15 protein-coding genes are annotated in these 16,915 nt (G+C 50.2%); 5 read left to right on the plus strand and 10 right to left on the minus strand.

All coding sequences use genetic code 11. From position 1 onward, the window contains the following. Nucleotides 1–58 precede the first annotated feature (58 nt). The 6 genes from GN111_RS16835 to GN111_RS16860 form a co-directional block, all read right to left on the minus strand. On the minus strand, nucleotides 59–745 hold the full coding sequence (locus GN111_RS16835; protein WP_155304858.1) for a GAF domain-containing protein: 687 nt from the start codon (nucleotides 743–745) through the stop codon (nucleotides 59–61). Further along, nucleotides 742–2,742 (minus strand): NAD(P)(+) transhydrogenase (Re/Si-specific) subunit beta, encoded by a 2,001-nt coding sequence (locus GN111_RS16840; protein ID WP_231715771.1) that lies wholly within the window; start codon nucleotides 2,740–2,742, stop codon nucleotides 742–744. The genes GN111_RS16835 and GN111_RS16840 overlap by 4 nt, the downstream gene beginning before the upstream one ends. Continuing rightward, nucleotides 2,739–3,038: an NAD(P) transhydrogenase subunit alpha part 2 gene (locus GN111_RS16845; RefSeq protein WP_155304859.1), complete on the minus strand. Its 300-nt coding sequence runs from the start codon at nucleotides 3,036–3,038 to the stop codon at nucleotides 2,739–2,741. The genes GN111_RS16840 and GN111_RS16845 overlap by 4 nt, the downstream gene beginning before the upstream one ends. A gap of 111 nt (nucleotides 3,039–3,149) precedes the next feature. Next, nucleotides 3,150–4,319, minus strand: a complete 1,170-nt coding sequence (locus GN111_RS16850; protein ID WP_170302342.1) for an NAD(P) transhydrogenase subunit alpha — start codon at nucleotides 4,317–4,319, stop codon at nucleotides 3,150–3,152. A gap of 372 nt (nucleotides 4,320–4,691) precedes the next feature. Beyond that, nucleotides 4,692–5,126: a hypothetical protein gene (locus GN111_RS16855; protein ID WP_155304861.1), complete on the minus strand. Its 435-nt coding sequence runs from the start codon at nucleotides 5,124–5,126 to the stop codon at nucleotides 4,692–4,694. Between the two features lie 433 nt (nucleotides 5,127–5,559). Beyond that, nucleotides 5,560–7,392 carry a sigma-54 interaction domain-containing protein gene (locus tag GN111_RS16860; RefSeq protein ID WP_170302343.1) on the minus strand — a complete coding sequence of 611 codons (1,833 nt, stop codon included), beginning with the start codon at nucleotides 7,390–7,392 and terminating at the stop codon, nucleotides 5,560–5,562. Nucleotides 7,393–7,983: 591 nt separating this feature from the next. On the opposite strand from GN111_RS16860, the gene GN111_RS16865 reads away from it, so the two are divergent. Then, entirely contained in the window at nucleotides 7,984–9,630 is a 1,647-nt protein-coding gene (locus tag GN111_RS16865) for a sigma-54 interaction domain-containing protein (RefSeq protein WP_155304863.1), read from the plus strand. Between the two features lie 166 nt (nucleotides 9,631–9,796). Here the strand turns inward: GN111_RS16865 and GN111_RS16870 are convergent, their stop codons facing one another. Further along, nucleotides 9,797–10,054, minus strand: a complete 258-nt coding sequence (locus GN111_RS16870; RefSeq protein WP_155304864.1) for a hypothetical protein — start codon at nucleotides 10,052–10,054, stop codon at nucleotides 9,797–9,799. A 1,118-nt stretch (nucleotides 10,055–11,172) separates the two neighbouring features. On the opposite strand from GN111_RS16870, the gene GN111_RS16875 reads away from it, so the two are divergent. The 4 genes from GN111_RS16875 (at nucleotide 11,173) to GN111_RS16890 (ending at nucleotide 15,550) form a co-directional block, all read left to right on the plus strand. Beyond that, complete coding sequence (locus GN111_RS16875; RefSeq protein WP_155304865.1) at nucleotides 11,173–11,403, plus strand: hypothetical protein; 231 nt, start codon at nucleotides 11,173–11,175, stop codon at nucleotides 11,401–11,403. A gap of 843 nt (nucleotides 11,404–12,246) precedes the next feature. Continuing rightward, nucleotides 12,247–12,741 carry a cupin domain-containing protein gene (locus GN111_RS16880; RefSeq protein ID WP_155304866.1) on the plus strand — a complete coding sequence of 165 codons (495 nt, stop codon included), beginning with the start codon at nucleotides 12,247–12,249 and terminating at the stop codon, nucleotides 12,739–12,741. Nucleotides 12,742–12,755: 14 nt separating this feature from the next. Beyond that, a complete protein-coding gene (locus GN111_RS16885; protein ID WP_155304867.1) occupies nucleotides 12,756–14,159 on the plus strand; it encodes an FAD-binding oxidoreductase in 1,404 nt (467 codons plus the stop codon). 68 nt (nucleotides 14,160–14,227) lie between these two features. Then, nucleotides 14,228–15,550: an adenylate/guanylate cyclase domain-containing protein gene (locus GN111_RS16890; RefSeq protein ID WP_155304868.1), complete on the plus strand. Its 1,323-nt coding sequence runs from the start codon at nucleotides 14,228–14,230 to the stop codon at nucleotides 15,548–15,550. A gap of 67 nt (nucleotides 15,551–15,617) precedes the next feature. Here the strand turns inward: GN111_RS16890 and GN111_RS16895 are convergent, their stop codons facing one another. The 3 genes from GN111_RS16895 to GN111_RS16905 form a co-directional block, all read right to left on the minus strand. Next, nucleotides 15,618–15,857 (minus strand): hypothetical protein, encoded by a 240-nt coding sequence (locus GN111_RS16895; protein ID WP_155304869.1) that lies wholly within the window; start codon nucleotides 15,855–15,857, stop codon nucleotides 15,618–15,620. Between the two features lie 85 nt (nucleotides 15,858–15,942). Next, nucleotides 15,943–16,311 carry a VOC family protein gene (locus GN111_RS16900; protein ID WP_155304870.1) on the minus strand — a complete coding sequence of 123 codons (369 nt, stop codon included), beginning with the start codon at nucleotides 16,309–16,311 and terminating at the stop codon, nucleotides 15,943–15,945. A 3-nt stretch (nucleotides 16,312–16,314) separates the two neighbouring features. Continuing rightward, nucleotides 16,315–16,650: a cupin domain-containing protein gene (locus tag GN111_RS16905; RefSeq protein ID WP_155304871.1), complete on the minus strand. Its 336-nt coding sequence runs from the start codon at nucleotides 16,648–16,650 to the stop codon at nucleotides 16,315–16,317. Between the last annotated feature and the right edge of the window lie 265 nt (nucleotides 16,651–16,915).

Below are 16,915 nucleotides of genomic sequence, written 5' to 3' on the forward strand. Positions count from 1 at the left end.
TGTTCCCGTGTTTTTTCACATAGGCTGTACCGGGCCGCTAAAGCCATCGGGCAGGCAGTTAATCGTCTAAGTAAGGGTATAATTTTTCGACGCATTTTGGACAGACGCCGTGGCTGAAGGTCGCGTCGGTGCGCTTTTGTACGTAGGCCTCCAGATCATGCCAGGTCCCGTTCTCATCCTTGATGCTCTTGCATGAGGCACAAATGGGAATGAACCCGCTGAGCACTTTTTCATACGTTCTTTTTACGTGTTGAAACTGTTCGTTTCTCTCCTCTATCAGTCTTCTACGATGAAGAACTTGTCCGATCAGACTGGCAATCGCTTTTAAAAGATAAACTTCTTCCGCTAAAAAGGGTCCTCTGAAAGTGTCGGGGTGCATCTCGGTATATGCGACCTCGAGCGTGCCGGCATTTTCCCTGTCGATGCGGACTTCCTCATCTACCACCCAGCGGCTGTGGACATACCGTTCCGATCGGTATTCCTGGTCGCCGATCAGAAGCCGGGCACAGGCAACTCTGGGAAACTGCATCCCGCCCGGCACCAGATCCACAACCATTTGGAAACCTCTTTCAAAGGATGCGTGTTCCGCTTTTCCCAGGATGTTTATGACCTGATACAGACACTCCAGCTCTTTGGTTCGCTCGTTCAACGCATGAACGTGTTTGATGTCGATCCGGGACACAGAACGTTTGTCTTGAATGTCCCCGGGCGCCTTGTTCGGGTCTTCCAGATAGCGAATCGTCATGTCCACCCTCCCTCAGCCTGGAATGGTTCGATCAGCTTTTTGGTCGTAAGTTTTGCATCCCCGAGCAGCATGATGGTATTCTCGTTGTCGTAAAGCGGGTTCTCGACGCCAGAATAACCAGGCTTTTTGTCCAGGTTGCACACAATTACTTTTTTTGCCTGGTGGGCCATCAGAATCGGCATACCCGAAATCGGCGTCCCCTCCTGCTTGATGGCCGACGGATTGACGACATCGCAGGCACCGACCACCATGGCCACGTCCGTTTCGGCAAATCCGGGGTTGGCCTCATCCATTTCGATAAGGTTTTCGTAATCGACGTCGGCCTCGGCCAGGAGGACGTTCATGTGTCCGGGCATGCGGCCAGCAACCGGATGAATCGCGTAATTTACCTTTACTCCCTTTCGTTCCAAAAGCTTGCCCAGTTCGACAACATCGAACTGGGCCTTGGCCAGCGCCATACCGTACCCCGGAATGATGACGATTCTTTTTGCCTGAGCAAGCGCTTGGACGGCGTCGGAGGTGTTTTGAAGATCGGTTTTATCGGCAGCCTTCTCACCGGACTGTTTTTCGGCCAGGGCGTCCAGAAGGCGTTGGACCGTTTTTTTCGCGTCTCCCGTCAGCAAAATCGTGTTGCCATTTGAATAAAGCGGATTTTCAACCCCGGAATAACCGGGTTTTTCGTCAAAATTGCAGCACACCACATTCTTGGCCTCGTGGGTTATCAGGATCGGCATGCCGGATATCGGGGTCCCCTCGACGTCGATGGCCGCAGGATTGACCACATCGCAGGCCCCGACGACCAGCACCAGATCCGTAGACTGAAATTCAGGGTTGATGGCTTCCATTTCCACCAGCATTTCGTAGTCGACGCCGGCTTCAGCCAACAGCACATTCATGTGCCCGGGCATGCGGCCGGCTACCGGGTGAATGGCATAACGAACGGTCTTGCCAAAGGCGATCAATTGATTTGCCAGTTCGGAGACTTCCGTTTGTGCCTTGGCCAGAGCCATGCCATAACCCGGCACAACAATCACGGTTCGGGCATCTTTTATGATGCTTACGGCCTTTGTGAGCGGCTCTTGTGCATTTATCTTTTCAGGATCGGAATGATTCGCGGCGTGTGTTGGTGGAGATGCAGCAATCGATTTGTTTTTGCCCACCGTCCCAACTCTTTTAACCGTTTCAGGAAAAAAGACCCTGAACAGGTTTCGATTCATTGCTTTGCACATCACATGGGTGAGAATGGAGCCCGAGGCCGCTACCGTTGCGCCGAAAGCAATCAAAAGCTGATTTCCGATCACCATTCCACAAAATGAAGCCGCCAGCCCTGCCGTTGCATTGAGAAAGGAAATCAGCACCGGCATATCGGCGCCGCCAATACGTATGGAAAACAAAATGCCAAAAAGAACGGAAAGGAGGATTTGGATCAAATAAACAACCCACACCAGTCCGGAGGTGATATAAAAGGATGATACGCCAATAAAAAACAGAGCGCCAATGCTCCACCACAATAGTAAATGATGGCCTGGCAGGGTTTGCTGTGTCTGCCTCATTCTGTTTGATAATTTGGCAGAGGCCACCATGCTGCCACTGAACGTCAGCGCCCCGATGGTCAATCCTAACAAACCCGAAATTTCGCTCACCCTATCCAGCGTGTGGGTGTTGCGGGTCAACTCAACCAGAGATACAAGGAAAGCCGCTACACCACCTACGCCGTGTTGAAAGGCGACCATGGCCGGGATCTGAATCATGCTGACGGCACGTGCAACGGCATACCCGACGGTCCCACCACCCATCAGCGTCAGAACGACGACACCGGTATCCACAATCCCGTTGCGGTACAAAACCAAAACGAAGGCACTCAGCAGCGCCAATGCCGCCGTGAGGTTTCCTGTACGAGCCCCGCGGGGGGCTCGGAACTGCCAGATACCCGATATCAGAACGACGATAACAGCGAAATCGATCATCAGCGGCAGCGCATATTGCGTCGCATTCATAATTTTTTCTCTTTGATCTCTTTTTCTTTGAAGAGTTTGAGCATTCGGTCGGTGATGGCAAAACCGCCGACGACATTGAACGTGGCCGTTACAATAGCCACGCCGCCGAAGATTTTTTCAGAGACCGTTGTCGGAAATGAAAATAAAATGACGGCCCCCAGTATGGTGACGGCCGAGATGGCATTGGTCATCGACATCAATGGCGTGTGCAGCAATGCGGGTACCTTCGATATCAACAGGTAGCCAACGATAAAGGCCGCCGCGAAGACGCCCATCATCAATAGTAAATTCAGCATCGGTTTTCCTCTCTACCTCGTGCAGGACGAACTACCGGTGGGTTCCGGCATTGAACATCCGCCGGGACAGTTCCAGGCGACTTTCATTTCTCATTGCCCTTTGAAATCGAATCAATTGGACAGATTCGCCCGCATGGCCTTCAGGGTGCCTTGGTGATAAATGGTGCCATGGTGGGTGACCAGAGAACTGTTGACAATCTCGTCTTCGAGATCGAGTGTTCCGACTCTGTTTTTAAAAAGGTTGTCAACATAGTGAAACATGTTGTTGGCATACAGCCAGCTGGCATGGACGGCCATCCTGCCGGGAATGTTTTGAATACCCGAAATATGCACCCCCAGCCGTCTGATGAACTGCCCCGGTTCCGTGATTTCGCAGTTCCCACCCTGATCTACGGAGACATCCATGATTACGGAGCCGGGTTTCATTCTGGATGCCATGTCTTCCGTAACAAGTATCGGTGCGACTTCTCCCGGCACCAGTGCGCTCAAAATAACCACATCGGCACCCTCCAGGTGGGGAGCGATGGTGCGCTGTTCGATTTCGAGCCACTCTTTCTCCAGGGCCTTTGCGTAGCCTCCCTTTCCGATAGCCAGTTCCTGCGGGATGTCGAAATCCATCACCTTGGCACCCAGGCTTTCTGCCTCGATGCAGGCATCCTTGCGGATATCCACGGCCTTGACCACCCCACCGAGCCGTTTGGCTGTGGCAATCGCCTGAAGACCCACTACGCCGGTACCGACGATGAGAAATGTTGCCGGTTTTATGGTTCCGATGGCCGTGCCGATCATGGGGATAAAGGTGGGTAATTTGTTTGCCGCCATGATCACCGATTTATATCCGGTGACGGTGCTCATGGAAGAGAGGGCATCCATACGCTGCGCACGCGAAATGCGCGGGATGCCGTCCATGGTCAGGGCGGTGATGTTTTTATCCCGAAGCCGCTTCACGATATCGTGGTTTTCAGGTGTTGCCGGGTGTAAAAAAGTGATCAGGATGCCGTCGTCTCGAAGCAGATTGACTTCATGGGTATCCAATTTCTGATTGAATACGGGCTGCTTGACTTTCAGAACAACGTCGGATTCTTTAAAAAGACGCACCGTATCGGCAATGACGGTTGCCCCGGCCATCCTGTATTCTTCATCGCTGATGGAAATGCCTTCTCCTGCCGATGCTTCGACGGAAACCTCGAATCCCAGTTCGATGTATTTCATTACGGTTTCCGGTGTGGCGGCGACTCTTTTTTCTTCGGACAAGATTTCTTTCGGGATTCCGATTCGCATATTTGACCTCATATCAGTGTTTAAAAATTAATCGATGTTTCGGAACTCTGGTCATAAACAGCAGAAACCTTCCTGGATTCAGCATAACGGAATAATATCGGTAATACGGAAACAGGGGCGAACTTCAAAATTGTGGGTAGGCCGGCCCTTTTTTTCTTCGTCCGGGTGATCCGAGAAATGTTCTTCGCAGTACACCACGTTTTTGCCGGCGTCCGAAAAACAGCAAAGCTGCCGATCTTCGCAGTTCAGACATATGCCCTGTTCATTCGAAGGCGCAGGGGTATCTTTTGGAAGTTTATATCCCCCATTCATCGCAGGATCTTTTTTTCGAGTGTCATTCATGAATGATATCCTTTATCCTTGGCAGTGTTCTTAATTCTCCAACATACTTGCTGCCGCGATCTCGTCATCAAGTCGTTCCACTGCTTCGCCGAAAAAAGGCGGCTGCGGTGTCTGCTTTAATTTTTCGATTATTTTTTTCACGGCCGAGGAGAACTCTTCATAAGACGCCGCATGAACGTTTTTCAGCATTGCAGCCAGGGCATCACCGGCAATTACTCGAGCATCGTAATAGACATTATCATCAGCCAGGACGGTCAGGACCTGGCGGAAAAGGTCCTCCGAAGGGGCTCGAATTTCGCCGACACGCTTGAGGACTTCCTCGCGAAGCCGCCAGTTCCCTTTGAACCGTAATATCCGGATCAGTCCCGGCTGACATTCAACCAGTCTTCCGTCTTCTGCCAATTCCTCGAAAATGTCCAAGACTGTGCCCCAATCCGTCAGATTGCCAAAAGGATCCTGTTTCATTGAAGACTCCTTTCATCGAAAATTGAACTCCGCCAACCGATATTCGAAAATCGTTGACCAGACATTTGCTGGCAAACAAATTCGACAGTCTCGTAAAAAGTCGAAATTCCCATCTTTTCGTCATTCCGGCGTAGGCTGGAATCCTTCAATTTCAATGGGTTCTGGATGCCGGATCAAGTCCGGCATGACGAATCTGGTACTATTTACGAGTTCATCAAATTTACCTTCGCTTGCTTCTGAGCAACGAGAGTGCCAATTTGACAAAAGCGCATAACTACTTGATATAAAAAAGAATTAAATTTAGATGAAATATCGAAGGCATCAGGCGGTGGGACATTATCGCCCGGCGAACCATCATTAAGGCGGTTTACTATTCGAATTAACTGCAAGAAATTATTGCGGGCGATAATGCCCGGGCGGGCGTTTTTGACACTTATGAAGGAGGGAGTTTTCGAAACAGTGCTCTTCGCGATATGCCCAGCAGTTTTGCTGCTTTTGTGCGGTTGCCGCCGGTCCGGTGCAACGCCTTTGAAATAAGGCTGCGTTCCAGTTGTTGCGTGGCTGACCGAAGATCCATTTCAACCGGCAGCGGCAAGGAATTATAGGGCTTTTTGGGGGAAAGGAATTCCAGGTGACCAAGAGTTACAAACCGCTGCAGAACATTGCGCAGTTCACGCACGTTGCCAGGCCAGTCGTATTCCATGAGCGTATCCATGATCGGTCCCGGAACCCTGTCCATGCCGGCAGGCATTTTGATCCGCCGAAGAAAGTGCTCCACCAGCAAAGGGATATCCTGTTTGCGTTGGCGCAAGGGCGGCAATTGAATCTGGATCACCTGAACCCGATAAAAAAAATCGCTGCGCATATGGCCGCTGTTGACCCGATCTTCCAATGGCGTATTGGAGGCCGATATGATGCGCAAATCGGCTGACTTCGTTTCTGTGCTGCCCAACGCCCGATAGCCACCGCCTTCGATCGCTCGCAGCAGCTTGGCCTGCATGCCAACGGTCAGGTCGCCAACTTCATCCAGAAACAATGTTCCGCCATCGGCCATATCCAGATATCCCGGAGCGTCTGCGTGCGCACCGGAAAAAGCGCCCTTGCGGTGTCCGAAAAATTCTCGTTCGAACAGGGATTCCTGGACGGCACCACAGTTCACGGCAACGAATCTATGGTTTTTTCTCGCACCGTGATTGTGAACAGCATGAGCCACCAGTTCTTTTCCCGATCCGGATTCACCGAATATGGCGACACTCGCATCCGTTGCGGCTGCCTTCAGAATCAGTTCATAAACACCTTGCATGGCCGCTGACCGACCAAGGATGTCACCCAGCCGATACCTCTCTTTGAGTGACGACCGCAGAACGCGATTTTCGCTGTCCAACAGGTCCGCCATTCGTTGAGCGGCCATCTGCTGCTCTTTGATTTCGGTGATATCCTTGAAGGTCGACAGCAATGCGGGTCGCCCCTTGAAGGCAATGGGACTGTGGCAAACCTGTATCCACGCGACACGCTGAGATCGGGAAAATTGAATAACCTCCTCAACTCTGGCCCCACTCTTATCTTCGTCAACTGAACGATAGCTTTTTACGATTTCCACGGTATTTCCGGCGCGTAAATTCGTTACCCGTCTATCCAGGATGTCTTCGGCCATCGATACGTGAAACAGTTTGCAGAAAGCCGGATTCACATAACAAAAGCGATTATCCTGGACCAGGGCAACCCCTTCGTCCACCTGTTCGGTAAGCACGCGATAGCGTTCTTCACTTTCTCTTAGCGCCTCCTCCGAGCGTTTCAGCCACAACACCTTGCTCAGCCGTTCTCCGATTGCTCTCAAAAGGTGTTCTTCCTCTTCTAAAAACGGATTGGCGTCGCACCGCGGAGGCATTTTGTAATAATAGACGTCTATATCACCGACATGTTGGCCGTTCAGGATGATTTTTGTATTCTGGTGCCATTGGGTGGTCTTGAAATTCCGGGTGGTGTACTCCTGACCGTCCAATCGGATGCGTGCGCAGGCGTTTTCAGGAAATTGCCAAGCCGCCGGTATGAGTTCAACGGCACGCTGCATAATCCACGGCAGCGACACATCCTGGTTCTCAAAAAGGTTGGAGATGCCATACAGGCAGTTCAATTCCTTGATGCGTTCGGCAAGGGCGTTGGGCGCTGAGGATATGGATAACGGTTGGCATAAATCGTCTGTGACGGCCTTCCGTCCCTGCGCCGGCTTTCTTTTTGGCCTCTTCAGGTTTCGTTCGGCTGTCATATTTGTCTTCATGTTGCCCAAAAGAATATCTGTATCATTGGTATCTGAAGAAATGCACACATTTCCACAAAAGCAACAAATCATCGGTCAAGCAAATGAATAATCCTTTAATATTATAGACTATCTTTTTATCCAAAAGAAAGCATATTTTTTAAATATGGCTTGTTTCAACTCGGCGCTCTTTTTTTTGATATTGAGTAGAACCTCAACATTCATGGCATCGCCGCTCAGTTTTTTTTTCGGCGGCCCTTAAAGAGTCGGTCTCATAATATCGTAAATTTTCATTGACCCTAAACTGTTTTCTTCCTTTTCGAATCAGTGTTTTGATCCCAATTTCGTTACGGTTCTCGGATCTTTTCATTGGTATGCCACCTCTTGGTATTGGACCCATTTTTACCGTTTTCAATCCATCGAAATTTGCAATGAAGTCAGAACTACATTTAGCATGCCAGCATTTTTATGATGGCAAAGGAGCCATGTGTCAGTGAGACCATGCTTCGATGCAACATTCACAGCTCAATATGTTGAGTTTTACAGAAAAATGACTATCATATCTCAATGAATTGAGACTATGGCCATGAAGAGGTGAACATGCCGGCACGCTCTACCAAAAAAGAATTAAAAGTGCTCGAAGAAAAATGTGAACTGCTTGAAAACCAATGTCTGGAATATGTCAATGCTCTTAAACAGACGAATCAGCGTCTGGAAAAAGAGATTCTAAAACAGAAACAGATTGAAGCCAGGTTGACGATCAGCGAGCTGCGGTTCCGTAAAATTTTTGAACATGCACCATTCGGTGCGGCTATCACCGACCACAGCGGAAACATCGTTCTGGCGAATCGCGCCCTATGCATGATGCTGGGATACACGCAGCAGGAACTTGAAAGCATGCATTTTTCCGACTGCACCCTCAAGGAAGACCTCGATACCGACGTGGAACGATTTCGTCAACTGACCTCCGGTGAAATCGATCACTATAATCTGGAGAAGCGATATCGTACCCAATCAGGCGAGGTTATCTGGGGTAGTCTGGCGGTTACACTTATACCGGGAAAAAGGCCCGAGGAGCGATCCATCCTCGGTATGGTTGAGGATATTTCCGACCGTAAGCGTATTGAACAGAAGATTATCCAATCGAGGGATGATTTGGAGGATATTGTTGCCGAACGTACCCGGGAGATCCTATCTCTGAAAGACCGACTGCAGGCGGAAAACCTAATTTTAAAACAGGAACTCGCCGAATCGCAGTCCTATGGCACGATCATCGGCAGAAGCCATCCGATAAAAACCGTAATTTCCCAGATCGAACTCGTCGCTCCTACCGATGCCAATGTCCTGATTCATGGGGAGTCAGGCACCGGAAAGGAGCTGGTAGCTCGTGAAATCCATCGCCGCAGTCAACGCAAAGCCAAGCCAATGATCAAGGTGAACTGCGCCACGATCCCCAAAGATCTATACGAAAGCGAATTTTTCGGCCATGTCAAAGGAGCTTTCACCGGTGCGGTAAAAGACCGTATCGGTCGATTCGAGGCAGCCGACGGCGGCACCATTTTCCTGGACGAGGTCGGAGAAATTCCTCTCGATTTACAAAGCAAGCTGTTGAGAATTCTCCAGGAGGGTGAATATGAACGATTGGGCGAAGAAAAAACCAGAAAGGTGAATGTGCGCATCATAGCCGCAACCAACAAGCAATTGCTCAACGAAGTCAAGGCCAATCGGTTTCGCGATGACCTGTTTTACCGACTCAACGTTTTTCCGGTTCAAATTGCTCCGCTAAGAGAGCGCAAAGATGATATCCAAATGCTCGCCGCTCACTTTATTGACAAGTTGTCGAAAAAGCTCAATGTCTCTTCGCCGCAGTTAACCCAGGCCAATATCTTTGACTTGCAATCCTATGATTGGCCTGGCAATGTTCGCGAGCTGGAAAACGCCATCGAGCGTGAAATCATCCTTTCACGGACGGAAAAACTGAACTTTTCTTCCCTCCCGAGCATAGAGAGAACCCGAACGGCAGCTTCGATATCGGTCGATTCCGGTGTGGCCGCTGACCCGACCATCCTGTCGGCAGAGGAGATGAAGCAATTTGAACGCAATAATACAATAAACGCAATGAAACAGTGCAACTGGAAGATATATGGCGATGACGGTGCCGCCGACCTGCTGGGCATCAAGCCCACGACCCTGATCGAGCGTATGAAACGGATGCACATTCGCAAACCGCGAAAGAAAACGTTATGATTATTTGAAGGCGGCGGCAATATCCTTTGCAATCTCAAGATGCTGGAATTGATCTCGTTTCACCGGAAACACAAATCATCATGAAGGCACAGGCCGGCCGCCGCCATCCTTAGGGGACAACTGAAAAGCCAACGTTGATGTCTTCGCCGGCATTTCTGAGTGATGCCTAAACACGCCCGCCCATACTGCCTGGTGGGTCGTCTCGTTGAGACGTCCATCCCGGTGACTGCTCGGCCGGTTCATCATAACTTTTACTGGATTGGTTGATCGCCTCCTGGCGCTCCGCTTCTCCTTCCAAAACACGGTCGCGGCACTCACCTATGCAATTTCCAGATATATCTCTTGAGGGCATTGTTTCCATGATATTTCCTCCGTTTATTTGTTGAGCAAACTCGCGGCTTGCCCAATGAGTTTTTTTATTCACGATACCATTCTCATTTCAACCGGCTCTCCAGAAGAGGGAACCATTACCACTGGTACGGGTGAATTCTTGACCCTGCTTCCACCCGTAAGGCCTGTTAGGCCGTTAGTAAGTCCACCTCAGGATCTCGGCAGCAACGCCGTAACGCGGTGAATCGCAATGTTCGCTGAAACGCTCACAGCGCTGAACCTTAGCCACTGTATGCGACCGAAACAGAGAACAAACGTCGGGGTCGTCAACGTCCAGTGTGTACTGCGGACCTGCTGTCCCCATGGCAGATTCCATAGAGTCGTTCGTACCAATACTTCTAAGCACAATGTAAGTTCCCGGCATAATTTTCACAGCTGTCTCAAAGAACAGTCCGCTCTCGCTAAAGTTGCGGATAGTTACAGGCCGCTCCACATTACCGTTCAGCAATGCGCAGCCCATACCTACGTCTTTAACACAACGCTGTTTACTTCGCCTGTCACCCATCGAATCCACCATGCTTACAATGCCTTAATGCTGCCACAGGATCTTACCTTAACTGAAATAACGTAGATCGCTGATCAGCGTTTATCGGTTGCAGCCGGGATGACGTCAACGCCGTTGACAGGCTATCAACAACAAACGGGACCACAGCTACAACAGCAAGGATCGACGTAACACCCACAAGGGTCGATGACGTAACAACAGGAACGTCCGACACGTTTGTCATCCGATTGTGTGGTTTCATCCTTTTGAGTACCTTTGTTTGTATTTTCTTCGCTCATTTCGAACCTCCTGAAATTTATATAATGTCGATGTCTTCTGATCTGAACCGAAGGCATCTTATTGGATTACTGATTAGAGGAAACGCAATTGCCATGCCGTTTTGAACGGCCAGCATTAAACCTTTGAGTGTTTTAGTTTTTTGATCAGCAATAATTCGAACAAGAAATCAACAATTTGATTTTACCAATATTTTGAGTTTATAAATCAAAAATTTGATTCTTCTTGATGGCATTTTTTTGTTCGGAAGCGGTTTTGTTGCGGCGTCATGTATATTTCCGCTGAATTGGTATTCCTTCAAAGTCAAATGGAATATGGATTGCATCGCACATACGACATAAGGCGTTGATTCAAATCAAGGAGGGAATCTTATGTTGACTGACAAAGAGGTATGCAACCAACTCTCCTCACTTTATCCGGATTTTGGAACTTGCGGAGATAACTTAGACATAAACTGGGATGAGAGCAATGAAGCCTGGGCGGTCGATTTTGAGTATGCGGGCAACCAGATTCGCCACTATCTTGACAACAAGGATGCGGCTGCCTGTGTCCTCGAAGATCAATGCATTGGATTAGGAATCGAATTCGGGCAATTTCGCTAAGCCCATCGACCCTAAAAAGGATGAAAATTCTCCAATCTGAAAGATATGTTCGAAACCCAAATGCAGCAAGTATCACAGTATGACCAACCCGCGGGCATTACTCCATCGTGAGAACCACGTTAGGTCAGAAAGGAAACATTTTTCATGGAAAACAACCGAACCGAACAAGACTTCGGCACCTATGGTCAAAGCCATATTTCCCCATCTCAACGGGAAGAGGAAGATCAGTGTTCCGAGATAGATGACACAAACGAATGCAGCGATGAATCGTGTTGCGAAACGTTCTGCTGCTGTTGTTAGAAAATGGACATCGCTTTGACTGTTTGACAGTTAATCTTTACGAGTTGATCCTATAAAAGGAGGCAGGCCATGTTGAAAGCATCAAAAACAAAGGCAAAACGATGTTGTGCCCGGGAGCATGAACAATTGGTCCACAAACTCGGCTCCTGTGAAATCGTATCCAATACTGCCGGTGAGCGGCATAGCTGTTATCGGAGGGAGTCCAAAAATAGCGGTGCCAGGGCCAAAGCATGCATGGCAGAAGGTGTCCATTGAAATCGCTCAACCCGATCACGGACAGCGCGACCATTTGCTGTCGGAGAAGGAATAATATGGCCCGCTTTTACAGCCATCTATTTCGAATTCAGCGACTTTCCTCGATGAATGGTTCAAGGGATTCCTCCTTGCTTACCAAGCCCGATTGAGTATTGCCGATTGGCGGCGACCACCCATATTGGATATGGATAGCATTACAGTTTGGCCATCAGGTGAAAGCAACACTCGCCGCATAAGGGTATGTTGTCCATAAATGATGGCCGTTCAGTTTTATCATAAGGAGAGATCATGCAAGCAAAGTCCGCAATTCCTGCATCTTCCGGCGTCTCGCAAGAACGTTTCGATTTCGGGGGCTTGGGCGTTAACTGGAAAATCAGCGGCCACATTACAGATAGCCGGTTTTCCGTTGTACATCATCCCATGGCGCCTCACGCGCTGGCAGCGCCGCTGCACCGGCATCATAACGAAGACGAATACTCCTACGTTATTGAAGGCAGGCTCGGTGCTTTGCTGGGAGAAGAGGTTGTCATCGCCGAAACCGGAGCATGGGTGATCAAACCCAGGAATCAATGGCATACCTTCTGGAATGCCGGAGAGACGCCCTGTGAAATCATCGAAATCATTTCACCCGCCGGTTTCGAAAATTATTTTCGTGAGGTGGCGGCCTCCTGGGGCGACATGGGGCGTTTTAAACTGACAAATGCCAAATACGCTCTCGACATGAATTTCGACAGCGTGCCAGTACTTTGCGAGCGTTTTGGTCTGACATTTCCCACCCTGTAATCAAGGAAACCATCATGGATTCAATTAAAATAGATAACGATCGGTTAATAAAATTTAGAGAAACCTTCAAAGGTGCGGTGATCGGTCCTTCCGATTCACTCTACGAGCAAGCCCGCAGGGTATGGAACCACATGATCGACAGACGACCGGCGCTCATCGCCCAATGCTCGGACACACTGGATGTGGTGCGAGCCGTGAAGTTTGCCGAAGAAAACGATCTGCCTGTTGCCGTGAGAGGCGGCGGTCACAATGTGGCCGGCTATGCAGTATGCGACAACGGAATGGTTATCGACATGTCACCCATGCGCGATGTGACGGTCGATCCGGAAAGCCGATCGGTACGAGTCGGTGCCGGTGCCCGTTGGGCGGATGTGGATCAGGCCACTCAGCCCTACGGTTTGGCAACTCCCGGTGGCGAGGTGTCGGAAACCGGCATCGCCGGCCTGACTCTTGGTGGAGGCGTGGGGTATCTGCGGCGCAAACATGGTCTGAGTTGCGACAATCTTCTTTCGGTTGACATGGTTACCTCCGATGGTCTGACAATTACGGCGAACGAAAACGAGAATGCCGACCTTTTCTGGGCAATCCGTGGCGGTGGCGGTAACTTTGGCGTGGTAACGGAGTTTGAATATCGTCTTCATCCCGTCGGACCGGAAGTGATGACATTGAACACCTTTTACCCCATCGAGGCGGCAGAATATGTCTTTTCAGCATGGCTGAAGTTCACGCGTTCGGCCCCCGACGAAGCGACGACGGCTTTTGCCATATGGCAGATCCCCGAGGACCCGGATCTCCCGGAAGCGCTTCACGGCAAGCCGGTTTGCCTTTTTGACGGCATGTATGCAGGATCGCCCGATACCGGTGAAGAAATTTTCCGACCACTGAGAGAGCTCGACGGCGCCCTTCTGGATTTGAGCGGGCGTGTCCCTTATCTCGAAGCGCAGCGTGCCTTTGACGCATTCTTTCCCGACGGAGGACTCTACTACTGGAAATCTCTTTTTATGGACACCATCAGCGGCAAAGCCAACGAAACCATCGTGGCGGGTGCCGCAACGCGTCCCAATCCAGCCATTCTGGTCATCCTCCGCCACCTGGGTGGTGCGATCAGTCGAACCAGCAGCGAGGCAACCGCATTCAGCAACCGTCAGGCGGAGTTCATGCTCAGCATCGATGGCGGCTGGACCGATCCCGATGAATCCGAACGCAACATTGCCTGGATTCGGCAATTCTGGGATACCGTGCGACCGTTTTCCAACGGTGGCATGTACCTCAATTTTCCGGGATTCGATAATGGAAATGACGTTCGCTGGCAAACCAGCCATGGTCCCAACTACGACCGTTTGGCGAGCATAAAGGGCAAGTACGATCCTTACAACCGTTTTCGGTTTAATCAGAACATCAAACCGGTATCAATCTAGCGTTACCGAATTCCCGGTCCTTGCATCTGCTTCGGCATGGCATTTTTACTCTTACCGGCTGATCCCAAATGGAATCAATTGTAACGAGATACGCGAGAAAAGATGATATCAGCATTGCCTACCAAGTGTTTGGCGGGAGCAATATCGATCTCGTTTTTGTTCCAGGGTTTATCTCCCATATCGACAACTATTGGGATGAGCCGAACCTTGCACGTTGGCTGCGACGGTTGGGAAGCTTTTTTCGGGTTCTCATGTTCGACAAGCAGGGAACCGGGCTTTCGGATCGGAATGGGAAGCTTCCAGGCATGGATGAACGCATGGACGACGTCCGCACAGTGATGGATGCTCAGGGGATTGAGAAAGCATCTTTATTTGGCATATCTGAAGGCGGCTCATTGGCAACCCTGTTCGCTGCCCACCACCCTGACCGAACACAGGCATTGATTCTCTATGGAGCATTCGCCCAGTTCACCTCCTGGTTCCCAACGGAAGAAGCGCTCAAGGGACTTTTCGATTATATCGACAACGGATGGGGGAGCGGTGAAAGTCTGCCGATGTTCGCCCCAACGATGAAAGACGATTTAGCGTTCAAACAATGGTGGGGCAAATTCGAAAAGCTCGGTGGCAGCCCGGGTGCCGTCAAGGCACTGATGCGCATGAACAGTCAGATTGATATCACCGATATCTTGCAGTCGGTGAATGTCCCGACTTTGGTCATCCATCGAAAAAACGATGTGACCGTCAGTAGCAAAGGCGGGCGTTTGCTTGCCGAACGAATCCCGAATGCCAGGTATCTCGAACTGTCAGGGATCGATCATCTCCCGATGGTCGGAGAAAATTCTGATCGGATCATCGATGAAATTGCGAATTTTCTAACCGGAAAATGGCAGCCTGCCGAGACGGAAAGAATTTTGGCTACTGTTCTTTTCACAGACATTGTGAATTCGACCCGTTTAGCAGCAGAAATCGGAGATCGTCAGTGGCGGGATATTCTTGAACACCATCAAACCATTGTTCGCAGGGAATTGGATCGCTTTCGAGGCAATGAAATCGACACAGCGGGTGATGGTTTTTTCGCCACTTTTGACGGACCTGCACGTGCCATCCACTGCGCGCGTGCGATTCGGGATGTCGTTTCGGGTTCAGGTATTCAAATGCGAGCCGGGCTGCACACGGGTGAATGTGAAATGATTGGTGGCAAAGTCGGTGGTATTGCCGTGCATATCGGTTCCCGGGTGATGCATGAAGCAAACCCAAGTGAAATTCTTGTTTCCAGCACCGTTAAGGATCTGGTGGCAGGATCGGGCCTTTCCTTTCATAACCGTGGAAAATATATACTGAAAGGCATTCCCGACAAATGGCGCCTTTTTACAGTTGAATCTAACGTTTAGTTCCCCCTGGCGACCACATACAGATTTCGCTGCGGGGCATCATAACCGTCCAACCGATGAGGCGACCTTATTTTTTCCCAATGCACGCATCGTCGGTGCAGGCCTTTTTGCCCCCCACCGAAATCGTTGTGACCTGGCGTTTTCTTCTCTTGTCCGCTTGCGGTTCCGTCAACTGCGCCTGTTTGGTTTGCGGGCCTGCGACTTTTCCGATACAGGCCTCATCTTCGCAGACTACTTTGTCGGAGACGGTAATGGAGGAATGGGAATTTCGAGGTCTGGCTTTTTTATTTAGGGGTTTTCTGTTCATCACGAACCTCCTTGGCTTTTCCGTTGCTGGCTATGAAACCCTGCAGCGGCCAGTTGGCATGCGCGCTAAAAAATGATCTTGTATATTAACCGGGGCTCCAGAATTCGATGCGGTTGCCCTCCGGATCAGACAGGTAAAACACATCGGCTCCCATCACTTGAGCACGGATCGCCGTCGGTACCAATCCGTCTTCGAGAAAGGCGCGATGGGCGGCTTGCAGATCGTCGATCCGAAACGACAAGGTGACGCCTTTTCCATTCCCGCTCGCCATCGTTGTTCGGGATTGGTCCGCGACGCTTAAATATGCGGTTGGGGTCAGACGAAACTCAACGAACCAATCGTTTCGAAAAGCAACCTCAAACCCGAGATGATCACGATAAAAGGCCACGGATTCCTTCCAGCGCCTGACGTAAAGAATCGTGTTCGCCCTATTGACGGCCGAAGGCAAGGTCATCGATTACTCGCCCCGGATCATAACCAGCAGCATTTTAAACCGTTCCGTGGCATGCAGCGCATGGGCGATATTGGCCGGCATGATCAGCATTTCACCGGCATTTACGATTTGGGGTTGGCCGCCAATCGTAATCTCCGCTTTTCCGTCCAGGATATGGACCACGGCGTCGAAAGGAGCGGTGTGTTCGCTGAGCCCCTGTCCCCGGTCGAAGGCAAACAGCGTGATGTTGCCGATTTCCTTCTTCATCAACGTTTTGCTCACGACAGATCCGTCAGCATAATCTACATAGCATTCGAGATTAAAAGCCTTTCCTCTTGGCGTTTGATTCTGATTGGTCATAATATGCCTCCTTTTTCTCTTCAGTGAAAATGCCACCATGGTCCAGTTATCGTAACATAATCCCTATCCTCGTTCAGCCAAGCAAAAACAAGCATGAAAAGCAAAGAACGCAGCAAACCTTATGCCGAATCGGGAATGCACCAGGAGTATTTCACACATACCGTCAGAAAGGAGATCGCCTGAATGCGAGATAAACGGGGGAAAGGTGACGGGAATATAATTCGAGATAAGTATGCATGCCGGCCTCCACTGCGGATCGGCAATG

Source organism: Desulfosarcina widdelii, assembly GCF_009688965.1.
In the GTDB taxonomy this organism is placed as follows: Bacteria; Desulfobacterota; Desulfobacteria; order Desulfobacterales; family Desulfosarcinaceae; genus Desulfosarcina; species Desulfosarcina widdelii.